The 18,769-nt window shown below is 59.4% G+C and carries 17 protein-coding genes; 15 read left to right on the top strand and 2 right to left on the bottom strand.

Translation table 11 applies throughout. The features are described 5' to 3' along the window. Position 1: 1 nt before the first annotated feature. From QOV41_RS11160 to QOV41_RS11115, 10 genes are all read left to right on the top strand, one after another. The gene (locus tag QOV41_RS11160) at positions 2-400 is read left to right on the top strand and encodes an FtsB family cell division protein (RefSeq protein ID WP_284576605.1); all 399 of its coding nucleotides are present in this window, start codon (positions 2-4) and stop codon (positions 398-400) included. A gap of 115 nt (positions 401-515) precedes the next feature. Then, positions 516-1,535: a pyruvate dehydrogenase (acetyl-transferring) E1 component subunit alpha gene (gene pdhA, locus QOV41_RS11155; RefSeq protein ID WP_284576603.1), complete on the top strand. Its 1,020-nt coding sequence runs from the start codon at positions 516-518 to the stop codon at positions 1,533-1,535. A gap of 9 nt (positions 1,536-1,544) precedes the next feature. Continuing rightward, positions 1,545-1,952, top strand: a complete 408-nt coding sequence (locus tag QOV41_RS11150; protein ID WP_284576602.1) for a hypothetical protein — start codon at positions 1,545-1,547, stop codon at positions 1,950-1,952. Next, the gene (locus tag QOV41_RS11145; RefSeq protein ID WP_284576601.1) at positions 1,953-3,347 is read left to right on the top strand and encodes a pyruvate dehydrogenase complex E1 component subunit beta; all 1,395 of its coding nucleotides are present in this window, start codon (positions 1,953-1,955) and stop codon (positions 3,345-3,347) included. Between the two features lie 12 nt (positions 3,348-3,359). Continuing rightward, positions 3,360-4,739, top strand: coding sequence for a pyruvate dehydrogenase complex dihydrolipoamide acetyltransferase (locus tag QOV41_RS11140; protein WP_284576600.1), 1,380 nt, complete (start codon positions 3,360-3,362; stop codon positions 4,737-4,739). A gap of 12 nt (positions 4,740-4,751) precedes the next feature. Then, the gene (locus QOV41_RS11135) at positions 4,752-5,399 is read left to right on the top strand and encodes a GDSL-type esterase/lipase family protein (protein ID WP_284576599.1); all 648 of its coding nucleotides are present in this window, start codon (positions 4,752-4,754) and stop codon (positions 5,397-5,399) included. A gap of 24 nt (positions 5,400-5,423) precedes the next feature. Further along, positions 5,424-6,863, top strand: a complete 1,440-nt coding sequence (lpdA, locus tag QOV41_RS11130; protein ID WP_284576598.1) for a dihydrolipoyl dehydrogenase — start codon at positions 5,424-5,426, stop codon at positions 6,861-6,863. Positions 6,864-6,919: 56 nt separating this feature from the next. After that, positions 6,920-7,966 carry a Gfo/Idh/MocA family protein gene (locus tag QOV41_RS11125; RefSeq protein WP_284576597.1) on the top strand — a complete coding sequence of 349 codons (1,047 nt, stop codon included), beginning with the start codon at positions 6,920-6,922 and terminating at the stop codon, positions 7,964-7,966. Between the two features lie 85 nt (positions 7,967-8,051). Next, on the top strand, positions 8,052-9,005 hold the full coding sequence (lipA, locus tag QOV41_RS11120; protein WP_284576596.1) for a lipoyl synthase: 954 nt from the start codon (positions 8,052-8,054) through the stop codon (positions 9,003-9,005). Beyond that, positions 9,005-9,448, top strand: coding sequence for a type II toxin-antitoxin system RatA family toxin (locus tag QOV41_RS11115; RefSeq protein ID WP_284576595.1), 444 nt, complete (start codon positions 9,005-9,007; stop codon positions 9,446-9,448). Before lipA ends, QOV41_RS11115 begins: the two co-directional genes overlap by 1 nt. 3 nt (positions 9,449-9,451) lie before the next feature. Here the strand turns inward: QOV41_RS11115 and QOV41_RS11110 are convergent, their stop codons facing one another. Together QOV41_RS11110 and QOV41_RS11105 are read right to left on the bottom strand one after the other, a co-directional pair. Continuing rightward, entirely contained in the window at positions 9,452-9,958 is a 507-nt protein-coding gene (locus QOV41_RS11110) for a CinA family protein (RefSeq protein ID WP_284576594.1), read from the bottom strand. Further along, positions 9,958-11,145 (bottom strand): bifunctional 2-C-methyl-D-erythritol 4-phosphate cytidylyltransferase/2-C-methyl-D-erythritol 2,4-cyclodiphosphate synthase, encoded by a 1,188-nt coding sequence (locus QOV41_RS11105; protein ID WP_284576593.1) that lies wholly within the window; start codon positions 11,143-11,145, stop codon positions 9,958-9,960. The genes QOV41_RS11110 and QOV41_RS11105 overlap by 1 nt, the downstream gene beginning before the upstream one ends. 172 nt (positions 11,146-11,317) lie before the next feature. On the opposite strand from QOV41_RS11105, the gene dusB reads away from it, so the two are divergent. The 5 genes from dusB (at position 11,318) to ntrX (ending at position 18,722) form a co-directional block, all read left to right on the top strand. Beyond that, entirely contained in the window at positions 11,318-12,319 is a 1,002-nt protein-coding gene (gene dusB / locus QOV41_RS11100) for a tRNA dihydrouridine synthase DusB (RefSeq protein WP_284576592.1), read from the top strand. Further along, on the top strand, positions 12,316-13,452 hold the full coding sequence (locus QOV41_RS11095) for a two-component system sensor histidine kinase NtrB (protein ID WP_284576591.1): 1,137 nt from the start codon (positions 12,316-12,318) through the stop codon (positions 13,450-13,452). The genes dusB and QOV41_RS11095 overlap by 4 nt, the downstream gene beginning before the upstream one ends. Further along, complete coding sequence (ntrC, locus tag QOV41_RS11090; protein ID WP_284576590.1) at positions 13,449-14,894, top strand: nitrogen regulation protein NR(I); 1,446 nt, start codon at positions 13,449-13,451, stop codon at positions 14,892-14,894. The genes QOV41_RS11095 and ntrC overlap by 4 nt, the downstream gene beginning before the upstream one ends. 118 nt (positions 14,895-15,012) lie before the next feature. Next, positions 15,013-17,340, top strand: coding sequence for a sensor histidine kinase (locus QOV41_RS11085; RefSeq protein ID WP_284576589.1), 2,328 nt, complete (start codon positions 15,013-15,015; stop codon positions 17,338-17,340). After that, positions 17,340-18,722, top strand: a complete 1,383-nt coding sequence (ntrX, locus tag QOV41_RS11080; RefSeq protein ID WP_284576588.1) for a nitrogen assimilation response regulator NtrX — start codon at positions 17,340-17,342, stop codon at positions 18,720-18,722. Before QOV41_RS11085 ends, ntrX begins: the two co-directional genes overlap by 1 nt. The last annotated feature ends 47 nt before the right edge of the window (positions 18,723-18,769 follow it).

The following is an 18,769-nucleotide window of genomic DNA, read 5'->3' as shown; positions in this document are numbered from 1 at the left end:
CATGCCCACCCGCCTCAAACGTCCGCCCTTCTGGCGTCCATTGGCTCTCGCTATAGCTCTTCTGGGCTTTCAGGGCTATTTGGCCTACTCAGCGCTCCAAGGACAATTTGGCATCGAGAACCGCGGCCAAATCCTCCTGGACATCGACCAGCTCAAATCCCGCTCTGCGGCTCTGCAAGCCGAAATTGACGCCTATCGCCACCGCGCAACTCTCATGGATACGCGGCGCTTGGACCCCGATCTGATAACGGAACGTGCTCGGGCGATGCTCAATATGGCCCATACAGACGACATCCTCGTGATGGTTCATCCGGGTACCGGTGAACCGATTTCTGGTAAATACAAGGAATTAGCCAGCGACGAGTTAATGACGCTTATTGAAGCGGATTCAACGCTGTAGCGTCATTTGCGCCGTTGCTGCGCCCATTGCTTAACGCCTCTGCCTTGCACTATGATGGATTAGTGTGGCCAGATTGGCTACGGCGGCAATTTTCCTTTCGATGTGGAGCGCTCTCATGGCTCGAAGTGCTGTGGCTAATCAAGCCAAGACGCAGTCCAACGTCCCCCAATTCACCACCGAGCAAGAGCTCGAGGCTTATCGCGAAATGCTGTTGATCCGGCGTTTCGAGGAGAAGGCTGGTCAGATGTATGGCATGGGGCTGATCGGTGGTTTTTGCCACCTCTATATCGGCCAGGAGGCAGTGGTTACCGGCGTTACCATGGCATCTGAGAAAGGCAAAGATGCTCAGATTACAGGCTACCGTGACCACGGGCACATGCTGGTTATGGGGCTTGATCCCAAAGGAGTCATGGCCGAGCTGACCGGCCGGCAGGGTGGTCTGTCCAGGGGGAAGGGCGGCTCCATGCACATGTTTAGTAATGAGCATCGCTTCTACGGCGGAAACGGCATCGTTGGGGCGCAGGCGTCGCTGGGTACAGGCCTTGCGTTTGCTGCCAAGTACCGCGGCGACAACACCGTCAGCCTCACCTATTTCGGCGACGGTGCCGCCAATCAGGGCCAGGTCTACGAGAGCTTCAATATGGCTAAGCTGTGGAGCTTGCCCGTCGTCTTCATCATCGAAAACAACAAATATGCGATGGGGACATCTACCGAGCGCTCTTCTGCCACCACCGATTTCTCCAAGCGCGGGTTGTCCTTCGACATTCCTGGCGAGCAGGTCGATGGCATGGATGTCCGCATGGTGTACGACGCCGCCCAGCGCGCCATTGAACATGCCCGGTCCGGCAAAGGCCCCTATATTCTCGAGATGCTGACCTATCGATATCGCGGTCACTCGATGTCAGATCCGGCCAAGTATCGGACCAAGGATGAGGTCACCAAGTTCCGCCAGGAGCGCGATCCGATTGAGCAGGTCAAAGCGCGCTTGCTTGAGTCTGGTGCCGCTACCGAGGAAACGCTCAAGGAAATCGAGAGCAAGATCCGTGCGATCGTCACCGAAGCTGCCGACTTCGCCACGAACGATTCTGAACCCGATGCCTCCGAACTCTGGACTGACATCACCATCTCGGCCTGAGGCGCATCCATGATCGCTCTGCTCGGCGTCATAGCATTGTGTGCGGGGCTTGCCTGGCTGATTGCAGCCGGGCAAGCCGTCGTCCTGATGCGCCTGACGGCCAGGCAGGGCAGGGGCTGGCGGGAATGGTTGTTCGGATGGTGGAAGTTCGACGACATTCGCTCCAGCGCCGGACCAGCAGGAGTGACCCATGTCACCGTCTACCAGCGAGCGGTCATCGCCTTTATCACCTTTCTGCTTCTGGGTCTCGTGCTGAGCGGTTGGGCGGTCAACAGCACCCAGCCGGGCGACCGAGCCTCAATCGGCACACGACCACTAAACGACTGGCGCGTGCTTCCTGCGCAATTTGCGCTGAACACTGAACTTCCTATTCGCCGCGAGGCCGCAATGCCCGGCGCTACTTTGTTGGAGAGCTGAATGCCCCAAATCCTCATGCCTGCGCTGTCTCCCACCATGGAAGAGGGCAAGCTCGCCAAATGGCTAGTCAAGGTTGGCGACACGGTCGCGCCGGGCGATGTCCTGGCCGAGATCGAGACTGACAAGGCTACGATGGAAGTTGAAGCCGTCGACAGCGGCACCGTTCAATCGCTGATGATCGATGAGGGTACGGAAGGCGTAAAGGTCAATACGCCTATCGCTCTGGTCCTTGGCGAGGGCGAAGAGTTGGGTGAGGCCACCAAGTCGGCCGCACAGGCGACGTCTTCGGACCCTGAGGATGAGTCGGCGGCGCCCCAGCGCGGCACTGTCCCGGCCGAGCCGAAATCCGGAGCCGCTGAAGCTCCAAAGTTTGTCGCTGAGAGCGACCCTGAACTGCCCGAAGGCGTTGAGATGGTCGAGATGACTGTCCGCCAAGCTCTTAACGAGGCCATGGCCGAGGAGCTTCGCCGCGACAAGGACGTCTTCATCATGGGCGAGGAAGTCGCCCAGTATCAGGGCGCCTACAAAATTACGCAAAACCTGCTGGAAGAGTTCGGGCCCGAGCGGGTCGTCGATACGCCCATCACCGAACACGGCTTTGCGGGCTTGGCCGTGGGTGCCGCTTTCGCGGGCCTCAAGCCTGTGGTCGAGTTCATGACCTTCAACTTCGCAATGCAGGCCATCGATCAGATCATCAATTCGGCGGCCAAGCAGCTCTATATGTCTGGTGGGCAGGTAACGGCGCCTATGGTTTTCCGGGGCCCCAACGGTCCGGCGGCCCGAGTGGGCGCACAGCATAGCCAGGACTTCTCGGCCTGGTATGCGCATGTTCCTGGGCTGACCGTAGTCGCGCCCTATAGCGCCGCCGACGCGAAGGGCTTGCTGAAGTCGGCTATCCGGTCGCCGAACCCGGTCGTGTTCCTTGAAAACGAAATTCTCTACGGCTCCACCGGCCTTGTGCCGAAGATGGACGACTTCCTGCTGCCCATCGGCAAGGCTCGTGTTGCCCGTACGGGCGCTGATGTCACCATCGTGTCTTTCTCCATGGGTATGCGCTACGCCACGCAAGCCACTGAAAAGCTGGTTGCGGCCGGGGTGGACGTTGAACTGATCGACCTTCGTACCCTGCGCCCCATGGACAGCGATACGGTGATCGAGTCGGTCAAAAAGACCGGCCGCTTGGTCACTGTTGAGGAAGGTTGGCCGCAGGGCGGCATTGGAGCCGAGCTTTCGGCGCGCGTCTCCGAGCAGGCTTTCGACTACCTGGATGCGCCAGTGATACGTGTTACGGGCAAGGACGTCCCCATGCCCTATGCAGCCAACCTCGAAAAGCTAGCGCTGCCCAACGTCGATGAAGTGATCGCGGCGGTGAATGCCGTGACCTACCGCTCGTAAAGGGAGACAGAAATGCCGATCGATATCACCATGCCGGCTCTTTCTCCCACGATGGAGGAAGGCAAGCTCGCCAAATGGCACGTCAAGGAAGGCGATAGTGTCTCCTCCGGTGACGTGATCGCCGAAATCGAGACCGACAAGGCTACCATGGAAGTGGAGGCCGTGGACGAGGGCAAGATCGGCAAGATCATGGTTGCGGAAGGCACCGACGGCGTGAAGGTCAACGCCGTCATCGCCGTGCTGCTGCAGGAGGGCGAGGATGCTTCGGCGGTCAGTTCGTCCGGCAAGGCCGAAGAGAAAGCCGCGCCAACGGCAACGACCGAAGCGCCCAAGCCAGACGCTGGTACGCTGATGTACGACAAGGGTACCGATACGACCTCAAGTGCCCCGGTCGATTCAAAACCTAGCGCTCAGCCGGGCACGCCCAAACCGCAGAAGTCTGAAGCGCCCGCGGGCAAGGTTTTTGCGTCGCCACTCGCGCGTCGCCTTGCCAAAGAAGCCGGCCTCGATGTCGCGAGCATTGCTGGCTCTGGACCCAAGGGCCGAGTCATCAAGGCGGACATCGAGGCGGCAAAATCGGGCAAGGGCAGCGCCAAAGCGGCTCCGACTGCCGCCACAGCACCCGGCGCCGGCGCCCCCATAGCCGGAGGCATGTCCAAGCAGCAGGTCCTCGCCATGTTCGAGGAAGGAACCTACGAGCTCGTGCCCAATGACGGCATGCGCAAGACGGTTGCCGCGCGTCTCACTGAGTCCAAGCAGACAGTGCCGCATTTCTATTTGACGGTGGACTGTCGCATCGATGCGCTCCTGTCGGCACGCGAGCAGATCAATGCGCAGGCTCCCAAGAATAAGGAAGGCAAGCCGGCCTATAAGCTGTCGGTAAATGACTTCGTGATGAAAGCGTGGGCTGTTGCCCTGCAGCGCGTCCCTGCTGCGAATGCGACCTGGGCTGGCGACTCAATCCTCTACCATAAGCGCAGCGATGTCGCCGTGGCGGTCGCTGTTCCAGGTGGCCTGTTCACTCCCGTAGTGAAATCAGCCGACACGAAGACGCTTCGTGAGATTTCCGAAGAAGTGAAGGATCTCGCGACCCGTGCTCGCAACAAGAAGCTGGCGCCCCACGAATATCAGGGGGGCGCAACATCCGTGTCCAATCTGGGCATGTTTGGCATCAAACATTTCTCAGCAGTGATCAATCCACCCCATGGCACGATCCTCGCTGTCGGCGCAGGCGAAGAGCGCGTCTTTCCAGACAACGGGCAAGTCAAGATTGGTCAGTTCATGACGGTGACCCTGTCTTGCGACCACCGCGCTGTTGACGGGGCGCTCGGTGCCGAAGTGTTGGGCGTGTTCAAAGGGCTGATCGAAACTCCCGTTATGATGCTGGCCTAAGGTGCAGGGCGCATGAAAACCATTCTCGCCTATGGCGACAGCTTGACCTACGGCGCGGACCCCGGCGGCGGTCCGCGGCATGATTACGAAGATCGTTGGCCAACAACATTGGAAGTGGGCTTAGACGGCAAGGCGCGAGTGATTGCCGAAGGGCTGGGCGGTCGCGCCACGGCTTATGACGACTGGACGGCAGCCGCCGACCGCAATGGTGCGCGGATACTGCCCACGCTGCTCGCCAGCCACGCACCGCTCGACCTCGTCATCATCATGCTGGGGACCAACGATCTCAAGCCGTTCGTGGCGGGCACCGCAGCGATTGCCGCACGTGGAGCGCGGCGGCTGATCGAAATCACTCGCGGGCACTTCGCCGCGGTGGGCGAGCTGGCGCCGCAGATCATCCTCGTCTCGCCGCCCCATGTTGTCGAGACCAGCAATGAAAACATGCTGAGCAATTTTGGCGGGATGGAGCACCTCTTGCACGAATCCCACGAATTTGCGCGCCATTATCGTCGCCATGCCGAGGAGACGGGCGTCGCCTTCTTCGATTCCGCTACCGTGGCTAAGGCGGATCCGCGCGACGGCGTGCATCTCGACCTCGCCAATACCCGTGCCATTGGCGAGGGTCTCGTGCCGCTCGTGAAATCCGTGCTGGGTCTCTGACCCTCTACTTATCTGGAGGCCAACATGGCTGACCAATACGACCTTCTCGTCATCGGCGCCGGACCCGGCGGATATATCGCGGCCATTCGTGGCGCCCAGCTGGGTATGAAGGTGGCCATTGTCGAGCGCGAGCACATGGCGGGTATCTGCTCCAACTGGGGCTGCATTCCTACCAAGGCGCTGCTGCGTTCTGCCGAAATCTACGGCCATATGGGCCATGCCAAAGACTACGGCCTGACAGCCGAAAAGTTCGGCTTCGACATTGATGGCGTGGTCAAGCGCTCCCGCGCTATCGCCGCGCAGATGAACAATGGCGTCCAGTTCCTCATGAAGAAGAACAAGGTCGACATCATTTGGGGTGAAGCGGTCATCACCAATCCCGGTGAGGTCAAGGTCGCCCCCACCAAGAAAGAGATCGTGCAACCCCAGGGGCCGATCCCAAAGAACACCTTGGGCGAGGGGACCTACAAGGCCAAGAACATCATCATCGCGACGGGGGCTCGACCACGCGTTCTGCCCGGCATCGAACCGGACGGCGAGAAAATCTGGACTTATTTCGAGGCCATGAAACCGGCCACAATGCCCAAGTCGCTGGTGGTGATGGGCTCGGGCGCTATTGGCGTCGAGTTTGCTTCCTTCTACCGCTCCATGGGCGCTGATGTGACCATTATCGAACTGCTGCCGCAGATCATGCCGGTGGAGGATGCCGAGATCTCAGCGCTGGCACGCAAGCGGCTCGAAAAGCGCGGAATCAAGATCCTTACGGAAGCCAAGGTGGCCAAGGTCGACAAGACTGCCGATGGCGTGGTTGCTCATGTGGAGCTCAAATCGGGCGAGAAGCAGCAGATCGCCGGAGACCGGCTCATCTCTGCGGTGGGCGTGCAGTGCAACATCGAGGGTATCGGTCTCGAGACTGTCGGCGTCAAGACAGAGCGCGGCGCCATCGTGATCGACGCCTACGGCAAGACCAATGTTGACGGCATCTGGGCCATCGGCGATGTCGCCGGCCCGCCCATGCTGGCGCACAAGGCCGAGCACGAGGCGGTGATTACCGTTGAAAAGATTGCTGGTCTGCCGGTGCACGGGCTGGACAAGACTAAGGTGCCGGGCTGCACCTACTGCGAGCCTCAGGTAGCCAGCGTCGGCCTGACCGAAGCCAAGGCGAAAGAACTGGGGCGCGAGATCAAGGTTGGCCGCTTCCCGTTCGTGGGCAATGGCAAGGCGATTGCCCTGGGCGAGCCTGACGGGCTGGTGAAAACCATCTTCGATGCCAAGACTGGAGAACTGCTCGGTGCCCATATGGTCGGTGCCGAAGTCACCGAGTTGATCCAGGGCTTTGTGGTGGCCATGAACCTCGAGACCACCGAGGAAGAGCTGATCCACACCATTTTCCCGCACCCAACGCTGAGCGAGACGATGAAGGAAAGCGTTCTTGATGCGTATGGGCGTGCGCTGAACGTCTGATCTGGCAGGGCGCCTATTCGCCCACCAGATTCGCGAAAATACAAGGAGTTGTCCACATGGTCACGGCCATCCAGATCGGCTTGGGACACTGGGGATTTAACTGGACCCAAGAAGTCATCCCCAATGTTCCCAGTATTGAGATGCTGGGCTATGTCGACGCCAATCCTGCGGCGCTGAAACGCGCGCAGGACGAGCTCGGTATCGCTGAAGAGCTTTGCTTTACCGATCTTGAACGGGCAGCCAAGGCGGTTGATGCCGATCTCGCGATCTGTACCTTGCGCACGGAAGCGCACTATCCGGTCGTCAAGCGCTGCCTTCAACTGGGTCTGAACGTGCTGGTAGAAAAGCCCTTCGCTTCCACCATCGCGCAAGCCAAGGAACTGGTGCAATTAGCCAAGGATCATGGGCGCGTGCTGATGGTGAGCCAGAACTACCGCTTCCAGCCCGCCCCGATAGCAGTGGCTGAGCTCATCGGTGCCCAGCGCTTTGGTTCAGTAAATCTCGTCTCAATCGATTTTCGCCGGCACGCACCGTCTCAAGGCTACCGCTACTGGGATATGCCCGATCCACTCCTCGCCGATATGTCGATCCACCATTTCGACCTGATGCGTATGGTGCTGGGCGATGAACCCAAGCGCGTCTCCTGCCGCACCTGGAATCCTGAGGCTAGTCCCTTTGGGCATGACCCCATTGGGGTGGCGACGATCGAGTTCGAACACGGCACCATGGTCTCCTATCGCGGCAGCTGGATGAGCAGTGGTCCGGCAACGCCTTGGGCCGGCGAATGGACGATGGATTGCTCAGAAGGTGAGATCTTCTGGGCCTCTCGCGACAACTTGATGGGCAAGACGGGTCCCGACCGTTTGGTGGTCCGGCCGCGTGGCGGAGAGGCCCAGCCGGTTGAACTCACCCCGTCGCCCTTCACCGACCGCCTGGGCACCCTGGCCGCTATTTCCAAGGTGATCGAGACCGGTTCGACGCCTGCGCGCTTCAGTTCGGGCCACGACAATCTGCACTCTCTGGCACTGGTGCAGGCAACAATCGCCTCGGCTGCCCAGGAAGGCGAGTGGGTGGACATTGCTGAGATCATGGCAAGCGCATAGGGCGCCACTATAAGACAGAAGCCGGGTTGAACCGGCGGGCCTTGGGAGCGATATAAAGGGCAATCTGCCCAGTCAGGACCTTATCTTGGTTACGCTCATCGACACGTCCACGGCTAAGCCGCGGCACCCCGAAAAAGCCAACCGGCCCGACAGCCTTGTGCTGCGCAAGCCGGACTGGATCCGCGTCAAGGCGCCTGGATCGGCTGTTTATAATGAAACACGGCAGATCGTGCGCGAGAACAACCTCGTGACGGTCTGTGAAGAGGCTGGCTGCCCCAATATCGGTGAGTGTTGGAGCAAGAAGCACGCAACCATGATGATCATGGGCGAAATTTGCACGCGTGCATGCGCCTTCTGTAACGTCCGGACTGGCCTGCCAGGACCGCTGGATCCGAACGAACCCGAAAACGTGGCGAAAGCCGTTGAGAAGCTTGGCCTCGAACATGTGGTCATCACGTCGGTGGACCGCGATGACCTGGCAGATGGCGGCGCTCAGCATTTTGCCAATGTGATCCTAGCCATTCGTGCGCGCAACCCGAAAACAACCATCGAGATCCTGACTCCCGACTTCCTGCGCAAGGACGGGGCTTTGGAGGTCGTGGTCGAGGCGAAGCCCGACGTGTTCAACCACAATCTTGAGACCGTTCCGTCCAAATATCTGAAGGTGCGCCCAGGCGCCCGCTACTTCCACTCGATACGCCTGCTGCAGAAGGTGAAAGAACTCGATCCCGCCATGTTCACCAAGTCTGGAATTATGGTTGGGTTGGGCGAGGAGCGAAACGAAGTGCTCCAGTTGATGGATGATCTGCGGTCAGCTGAGGTGGATTTCCTCACCATAGGGCAGTATCTGCAGCCGACCAAGAAGCACTATCCTCTCCAGCGCTTTGTGACGCCCGAAGAGTTCAAGTCCTACGCCACGGTCGCCACTGCCAAGGGTTTTTCGCTGGTTTCTTCAAGCCCATTGACCCGCTCGTCGCATCATGCCGGTGAAGACTTCGCGCGGCTTAAGGCCGCCCGGATTGCGAAGCTAGGACACTGATGAAGCGCTTCTTCGAGCGGCATGTGCCGCATCTGCCCCAACGCATGTTTGAGATCGTTGCCGATCTCGAGGACTATCCCCGGTTCGTGCCCAATTGCCGGGCCATGGAAGTTCGCCAGGATCCAGGCGCCGGGCCTGAAGACGTTCGGCTGGCTCGAATGACGTTGCACTTCGGCCCGATCACCCAGGCTTATACGAGCCGCGTTACCGTGGATCATGAGCAGTTGACCATCAGCGCCAAAGCCGTTGATGGGCCGTTCGCTTATCTGGACAGCGTTTGGAGTTTCGAACCCGAAGGCATGGGGACGCGCGTTCGGTTCGAGATCAACTTTAAAATCTCGAACCCGTTCATTGCTGCCGTTGCGGAGCCAGCCTTTGCCGCCAAGCAGCAGGAGATCATGCGCGCTTTTTGCGAAGAGGCGGACCGGCGATACGGCGCTTGAGATCTACCGGTTTGTGGTGTCGCTGGTGATCACCTGCAGCACGAGGTCGAGTGCTGCAGCGACGCTGGCCTGCCGAACACCTTCACGCCCAAGGTCGCCGAAGCGGTGTTCAATAACCACGGTTGCAAGCTCGGAAGAGACGGCAACGTAGACGAGACCAACCGGTTTTTTCTCGGTGCCGCCATCAGGACCCGCGATGCCGGTGACCGCAACCGCATAGTCAGCCCGGGCTGTGTTCCTGGCCCCATCCGCCATAGCGCGGGCGACTTGATTTGAAACCGCACCGAAATCCCGGATCAGCCGCGGCTGGACGTCTATCATGCGAGACTTGGCTGCATTCGCGTAGGTCACGTAACCGCCGTAGAACGCGGCCGAGGCACCCGGAATGTCCGTCAGGGTCGCTGCGACTGACCCACCCGTACAGCTCTCTGCTGTGACGAGGGTTTTTTTCGCTGCAGCGAGCCATTCGATGATCTGCTTGCCAGTCGCAAGGGCAGTGTCAGCCGCCATCAGTCGGCCCTCGGCATCTCTATGCTAGCGCTCGCCATGGCCACGATACCTTCCTCCCGCCCGGTAAACCCGAGCTGTTCACTAGTCGTCGCCTTGATCGCGATGCGCGAGGTAGCGACACCCAGTGTTTGAGCGATAACGGCTTGCATAGCCGCTACATGAGGACCGATCCTGGGCCTTTCGCAGACGATTGTCACGTCCAGATTGACGATCCGTCCCCCCGCCTTCGCAACCAGATCTCCAGCGTGCTTAAGGAAAACGGTCGACCGGGCACCTTTCCACTGCATATCTGAAGGTGGAAAGTGGACACCGATGTCCCCTTCGCCAATTGCGCCCAGGATCGCATCGGTTAGGGCATGCAGTGCCACATCGGCATCCGAATGGCCCTTGAGCTTAGCGGAGTGGGGGATCTCAACTCCGCCAAGCCAAACGGCGCTTCCAGGCTCGAAAGGGTGGACATCGTATCCGGTGCCGATACGGGTTTCCATCTGTCGTCCTTTCGCCAGCATGCGTTCGGCCCGCTCGAAGTCTGCGGGATGAGTGATTTTGAAGTTCTGAGGACTGCCTTCCACCAGCGCGACGCGGAGGCCCGCCCATTCGGCGATCTCAGCGTCGTCAGTGAACTGCCTCGGCACGCTGACGGCGCGCATATGGGCAGAAAAAATTTGTGGGAAGCGGAAGCCTTGCGGCGTCTGTGCGGCGAAGAGGGTAGCCCGATCTTCTGTACTCGTTACTGCGAAACCGTCTGGGGAGCGCTTGATGGTGTCAGTCACCGCGGTGGCGGGGAGAACTCCATCGTGCTCGGCTAAACCGTCCAAGACTGCCTTTATCAGGCCGGGTTCGACAAAAGGCCGTGCTCCGTCGTGGACGAGAACCAGATCTGGCTGGTGCGGTGCGAGCGCCTTGAGCCCCTCCAGCACGGACGCCTGGCGCGTGGCACCTCCAAATACCGGCGGCATCAGCCGTACATCAGAAATCTGCAAGGTGGCATAAGCTTCCTGATGGTCAGCACCGATCACGACCAGCACTCGGTTTACCAGCGGACTACCCAGAAATGCTGCGACCGTATGTGCCAGCACGGGCTCGCCCGCCACCAAGCGATACTGCTTGGGTTCACCAGTGTCGCCGCCCGCCCGCTCTCCCTTGCCCGCAGCTACAATCACGACGGCGAGGGACTTTTGGCGCATCAGGCAGAACTCGACTTTAAACCGTCATCTTGGCGTGGTCTAGCGCCCCTACCGGCATGCGGCAAGTGCAAGGCTGGCTCCCCAGCAACTAGGCACTTTGGGTGTTGCGCAGGCAGCGCTTTTGATTATTGTGCGGGCACAGTTCTCTCGATGATTATTTCTGGTGCATTTAGTGTCTGAAGGTGCCCACGACCTGAGCATAGGAAGCCTGAAGCTCCGCAATCGGGCCTTCCTGGCGCCAATGGCTGGCATAACCGACCGCCCGTTTCGGCGCCTTGCCGAGCGGTTCGGGGCTGGCATGGTGGTGTCGGAGATGGTCGCCAGCAATGCCCTTAGCACCGGCAATTCCGACATGGTGCGGAAGCTGGGGCGACCGGACACCCTGCCGCACATGGTGCAGCTTGCCGGGTGCGAGGCGGAGTGGATGACGCGTGGGGCTCGGATCGCCTACGATTCCGGTGCTGACATCATCGATATCAACTTTGGCTGCCCCGCCAAACGAGTGACGAACGGCTATTCGGGTTCGGCGCTGATGCGGGTTCCCGATCACGCGATGAAGCTGATTGAAGCGGTTGCATCGGCAACGCCACTCCCTGTCACGGTCAAAATGCGCCTGGGCTGGGACGACGAGAGTCTCAATGCCCCTGATATTGCACGGCGCGCAGTAGACGCTGGTGTGCAGTTGGTTACCGTTCATGGTCGTACGCGAGAGCAGTTCTATAAGGGCACGGCTCGCTGGGAGCTCGTGAGATCCGTCGTGGAAGCCGTCCGCGTGCCAGTGATTGTCAATGGCGATATCGTTGATCTCGCCACCGCGAAAAGCGCGCTTGAACAATCGGGGGCTGCGGCTGTTATGTTGGGCCGAGGGGCACAAGGGCGCCCCTGGGCTGTTGGTCAAATCGGCGCCCAGCTCGACGGGCAGACCGCAACTGAGGCGCCGGTCGGGCAAGCTCTCGCTGACGTCGTTGCTGAGCACTACGAGGGAATTCTGGTCGAGTATGGAACGGCCGTAGGCCTGCGCGCCGCTCGGAAGCACCTCGACTGGTATTCCCAGGCTGCGCAAATCTCGCTGGATAAGCCTACGCGCAGCGAACTCCTCAACAATGAATCGCCGGCCAAGGTGATCGGCATGATCGGCACCATCTTCTCGGGTAATTGGAAAGCTGCCGCATGAGCGCTGTAACTGCATCTGCCCAGCACGAACTCGTCCCCTCCACAGCAGTGCTGCAATCGCTGCCCCAGCCCATTATCGTGTGTGAGGAAGACCGCCGCATCACTTTCGTCAACTATGCCGCCGAAGCATTCTTTGGTGCCTCGTCGAGTGTCCTAACCCGGCAAAATCTTGACGATCTGATCGCCTTTGGTTCGCCTATCATTACACTCGTGGAGACCGTCGCTCATCGGCGTGCGCCCATGACCGAGTACCGCGTGCGGGTCGGTTCATCTCGTTTTGGCGATGAGCGTATCGCCGATGTCTTCGCCAGTCCCCTGTCCGACAGCGATGGTCGGGTAGCGCTGCTTATTCAAGAGCGCACCATGGCCGACAAGATCGACCGGCAGATGGTCTCCCGCGGCGCGGCACGCTCAGTGACCGGTCTGGCGGCCATGCTCGCGCACGAGATCAAGAACCCCCTTTCAGGCATTCGTGGCGCGGCTCAGCTTCTGGAGCAGACCGTTGCCGCCGACGAAATCCCTTTGGCCCGATTGATCCGGGAAGAGACCGACCGCATTGTTGGGCTGATCGACAGGGTCGAAGTGTTCGGCGACGAACGACCCATGGAACGTGAGCCGCTCAACATCCATGTGGTGTTGGATCGTGTTAAGCTTCTGGCCAGGAACGGAGTCGCGCGTGGGATCACGTTTGGCGAGGAATACGATCCCTCGCTTCCGCCAGTCTTCGGCAACCGCGATCAGCTGATTCAGGTCTTCCTCAACCTCGTCAAAAATGCCTCTGAAGCCCTTGAGCGCGTTCAGAAGCCCGAAATCAAGTTCTCGACTGCCTTCCGCCCTGGTATCCGCATCAGCGTAACGGGCGTATCCGAGCGCATATCTTTGCCCCTGGAAATCGTCATCGAAGACAATGGCCCCGGTGTCCCACCTGATTTGTTGCCGTTCCTCTTTGATCCCTTCGTCACCACGAAAAGCAATGGTTCGGGGCTTGGTTTGGCTCTGGTCGCCAAGATCGTTGGTGACCATGGCGGCGTAATCGACTGCGAAAGCAGACCAGGACGCACTCGCTTCCGTATTCTGCTGCCGGTGGCGAGCGGAACATTCAACGCCCCCATCGACGGAGAACCGGTCAAATGAGCCATGTCGTGCTGCTCGCGGATGATGATGCCGCCATCCGCATGGTGCTCAACCAGGCGCTGACCCGTGCCGGCTATGAGGTTCGTCCGACAGGCAACATCTCCACAATGTGGAATTGGGTGAGCCGTGGGGAAGGGGATATCCTCATCACCGATGTGGCCATGCCCGATGGCAATGCCTTTGAGGTGATGCCCAAGATAAAGAAGCTCCGACCGGAGCTGCCGATGATCGTGATGAGCGCTCAGAATACGTTCATGACGGCCATCCGGGCCTCGGAAGTTGGAGCCTACGAGTATCTTCCGAAGCCGTTCGACATCACGGAAGTTCTCTCTGTGGTTGCGCGCGCTCTGGCAGATGCCAAGAAGCCCACCAACGCGGACCGCAAGTCGGAGGAGCCCGGCGAAACCATGCCGCTGGTCGGCCGCTCTACCGCCATGCAGGACATCTATCGGGCCTTAGCCCGCCTGATGCAAACGGATCTGACGGTGATGATCACCGGCGAAAGCGGCACCGGCAAGGAACTTGTTGCTCGAGCCCTCCACGACTTCGGCAAGCGGCGCAACGGCCCCTTCGTCGCGATCAACATGGCAGCCATTCCGCGCGACCTTATCGAAGCCGAACTCTTCGGGCATGAAAAGGGCGCTTTCACGGGCGCCAACACGCGGTCATCAGGCAGGTTTGAGCAAGCCGAGGGCGGGACGCTGTTTCTCGACGAGATCGGCGACATGCCAATGGACGCACAAACTCGCCTCCTGCGCGTGCTGCAGGAAGGCGAATACACGATGGTCGGCGGGCGCAGCTCGATAAAGACCAACGTTCGGATCGTTGCCGCCACCCACCGCGATTTGACCCAGATGATCCGCCAAGGACTTTTCCGGGAAGATCTCTACTACCGCCTGAATGTCGTTCCCATTCGTCTGCCGCCCTTGCGCGAGCGCGTCGATGACATCGGCGATCTCACCACGCATTTCTTACGCACAGCGCAGCGGGAAGGGGAGCCTGTAAAATCTATCTCTCCCGAAGCGATCCGACTCATGCAGAACTATTCTTGGCCCGGCAATATTCGGGAACTGGAGAATCTCGTTCGGCGGCTGTCGGCCTTGTATGCTGACGAGAGTATCTCGGCCGAAATCGTTCAGAACGAACTCAACATAGCTGAGCGGCCTTCTGCAAACGGCATCGCTGGTCCGGTGGACGTCTCCATGGCGGTAGAGACGCATGTGGGACAGCTACTTAGGGAGCACGAGCCAAACTTGCCACCGGCAGGGCTCTATCAGCGAGTGATCGACAGGGTGGAAGCCCCGCTCATCGCCATGGCGCTCAATGCCTGTGGCGGCAATCAGATCAAAGCCGCGGACCTCCTAGGGCTCAACCGCAACACGCTTAGGAAGAAGATCCGCACTCACTCTATCGAGATTGTGAAGCATAGCCGCCGCAGCTAACAGCCCACCCGCCCTTAATGATAGGTGTCACATTTTGGCAACATTTGTCTTGAAGGGTTGCTCGAATTGAGTCAGACTTTGCCTTTGCATGGCAGAGGTGGAGTGCCTGTCGGCATTAATGAGTGAAGCTGTTAGTATCAACGAGGAAGTAGCGACTCCGACGGACAAGCGTGGCCAGCGCTCGTTGATCTTTGCTGCGCGCAACAACAGAGCCCTGCGCATCGTCGGCTTCATCATCGTGGCCGCCTCGGTGTTGATGAGTTCCCTGTCCTTTCTGATCCTCTCTGGAACCACTAGCATCGAGCCTTCGGCGGCGCTGTGGACCGCCATTTGGATCGTTACTGGCATATTGGTCCTTCTGGTGATTGCACTTGTTGTGACCGAAGCCGTGCTGCTCGTGCAGGCGCGCATAAAACGACTAGCCGGAGCCGGGCTCCAGATCCGAATGGTGGGGATGTTCGCGTTGGTTGCGGCGGTGCCCGCCGCCATTGTTGCGATCATCGCCAGTATTGCGCTTAACCAGGGCCTGGATCAGTGGTTCTCGGAGCGCACTCGAGCGATGGTGGAAAGCTCGCGCCTAGTCGCGCGGTCTTACATGCTTGAGCATGCTCAGGTGCTCCGCGACGACGTAATCTGGGTGGCCGAGGAACTGGAGCGAGCCAGAACGACCTACGAAGCCGAGCCAGAGCGATTTGAACGCATTTTGACCGCGCTTGCTGTTACCCGGTCGCTGCCCTTCACTTCGCTGGTGGATGCAAATGGCAACACCATCATGCGGGCGCAAATAGCGGTGCAAGGAGCCTATCCGCAAATGCCTGCCGGGATCACCGAGGGGTTGGTGGAGGGTGTTCCGGCGGCCATCGCGCCCGGCAAGATCAATCTTGTTGGCTCAGTCATCAAATTGCGCGGGTACGAAAACACATTTCTGTTCGTGGCTCGCCCGGTGGACGCCGAAGTGCTCGAGTATATGCGGCTCACAGATGAGAACATCAGTGAGTATCGAGAATACGCCTCCAACCGGCTAGTCTTCCAGATCACCTTCACCATTATGTACATCGGCTTAGCGCTGGTGTTGCTGCTGGCAGCGCTCTGGACTGGTATCGCTTTGGCGAACCGCTTCGTGGACCCAATTCGCAACCTCATGATTGCGTCAAGCCGAGTGAGCGGCGGAGATCTAGATGTCCAGGTGCCGGTGCAGGAGGGTAGGGGGGACCTGCGTGATCTGTCCAACGGCTTCAATCGGATGACTCAGCAGCTCAAGACTCAGCGAGAGGCGTTGCTGACCGCCAACGAGATGAACGAAAAGCGTCGCCAGTTTACCGAGGCGGTGGTGGAGGGCGTTTCGGCTGGCATTATCGGATTGGATCCATTTGGTGCGGTCACTCTCGTGAATGCGAGAGCATGCGAAATGCTTGGTCGCAGCGAAATCGATCTGATGGGAGAGCGTATCGAGAAGGTCATGCCGGAATTAGGCCTTATCCTGGAGCGGGCGAAATCTGCGCGGCGCGGCCAGGTGCGGGATCAAATTCACATCGGGAACGAGACCGACCGTCGCACCTATCAAGTGCAGCTTACCCGTGAGGGATCGATAACTGAATCCAAGGGATACGTGCTCACCTTCGACGACATCACCGATTTGGAATCGGCGCAGCGCACCAGTGCTTGGGCAGACGTGGCGCGCCGGATTGCGCACGAAATCAAGAACCCGTTGACCCCGATCCAGCTTTCCGCCGAGCGGCTGCGCCGGCGTTATGGCAGCAAACTTGAGGACGACCGGGATGTCTTTGACAAGTGCATCAATACCATCGTCCGGCAAGTTGGAGATATCGGTAGGATGGTCGATGAGTTCTCCGCCTTTGCGCGGATGCCCGAGGCCGCTCCCGAGGTGGCAGACCTCTCAGACACTATCCGGCAGGCAGTGTTCCTGGAGAGCGTTCGTCTACCCGAGGTCACGATCGACACTGATCTGCCGCCAGAGCCCATTTTGGCTTGGTTCGACAATCGTTTGGTTGCACAAGTTCTCACCAATCTCATTAAGAACGCGGTAGAAGCCTTCGAGAGCGTCGAGCGGTCAACGGACTGGCAGCCAACCATTGCCGTAGAGGCGCACATCGAGGGCAGTCATGCGCGTGTCTCAGTATCCGATAACGGCAAAGGCTGGCCCAAGGACAATCGCCAGCGCCTTCTCGAGCCGTACATGACGACACGGGAGAAGGGGACGGGGCTGGGCTTGGCAATCGTGGCCAAGATCGTTGAGCAGCATGAGGGTATCGTGGAATTAATTGACGCTGAGCCTGATTCTGCAGGTCGCGTTGGCGCCTGCGTAACCTTCACGCTGCCCCTGAACGCCCCTGGCGCGATGACGAAAGCAGGCGACTCATCCACCGCAACCCATGATCTGCTCCAACAGAAGGAACCGCTCTACTCGGCGGTGGTTCACAACTAATGGCACTCGACATCCTCATCATCGACGACGAAGACGACATTCGAGACTTAATCGCAGGAATTCTGGAAGACGAAGGATATGAGGCTCGTCAGGCCCATGATGCTGATAGCGGCCTCAACGAGATTGCGCGCCGTAGGCCGAGCCTTGTGTTTCTCGACATCTGGATGCAGGGATCACGTCTGGATGGACTGCAGTTGCTGGATGTTTTTCAAACACAACACCCAGAGATGCCGGTTGTGATGATTTCTGGCCACGGCAATGTTGAGACTGCCGTATCTGCCATTCGCCGCGGCGCCTATGACTACATCGAAAAACCGTTCAAGATAGATCGGCTACTTCATATTACGCAGCGCGCAATGGAGGCGACGCGGCTTCGTAGCGAGGTCGCGGAGCTTAAAGAGCGGTCTCCGTCTAAAAGCGCGGACATGGTGGGAACGTCACCGGCGCTGCACCAGGTGCGCGGGATAATCGAGAAGTCCGCTCCCACCAACTCACGAATATTCATCTCCGGTCCATCGGGTGCGGGTAAGGGGCTGGTGGCTCGGTTGATCCACCATCGCAGCCCTCGGGCGAGTTCCCCATTTGTGGAAATCAACGCCTCGTTATACGCACCCGACGAGGTGCCAGTGGTTCTTTTCGGTCGGGAGACTCGAGAAAAGAGCGGCATTCTCAAAGTAGAGGTCGGCGCCCTCGAAAAGGCCCATGGTGGCACTCTCTATCTTTCCGAGGTGTCTACCTTGCCGGCACAGACGCAGGCCGCCTTGCTACGAACGCTGGTCGAAAATAGGTTCCAACGTGTCGGGGGCACACAAGCAGTGCCTATAGATGTCCGCATCATCTCCGCCAGCTCGCAAAACGTGGCGGCACAAATCGAGGCGGGCGAATTCCGCTCTGATCTCTTTCACCGGCTCTCCATTGTTCCGTTGCCTTTAACGCCGCTCAAGGAGCGCCGGGAAGACGTGCCGCCACTGGTCAATGTCTTCATCGAGCAGGTCTGCCGTATGCACAATCTGCAGCGGATGATCATCGGCGATGATGCTATGGCGGTACTCCAGGCCCAAGAGTGGCCCGGCAATGCTCGCCAGCTTCGCAATTCCATCGAACGCTTGTTGATCCTGATGAAGGACCAGCAGCCAGAAGGCGGCGTGATCACTGCCGCCATGCTGCCATCCGACATCGGCGAAGTGTTGCCCACGGTGGGCGACACGGATGCCTCTGCCCACCTGATGAGCCTGCCTTTGCGAGAGGCGCGCGAGGTGTTCGAGCGCCAGTATCTGCTGGCTCAAATCGAACGGTTCGGGGGGAACATTTCCAAGACCGCAGAGTTCGTCGGGATGGAACGCAGTGCTTTGCACAGGAAAATCAAGTCACTCGGACTTTGACCTTCCTAGCGCGCTGTCGGGGCATGCAAGCAGTGCGGGTATGCACC

It is taken from the genome of Devosia sp. RR2S18, from assembly GCF_030177755.1.
Classification (GTDB): Bacteria; Pseudomonadota; Alphaproteobacteria; order Rhizobiales; family Devosiaceae; genus Devosia; species Devosia rhizosphaerae.
The sequence above is the reverse complement of the archived record's forward strand: the minus strand, read 5'-3'. Positions and strand labels throughout refer to the sequence as shown.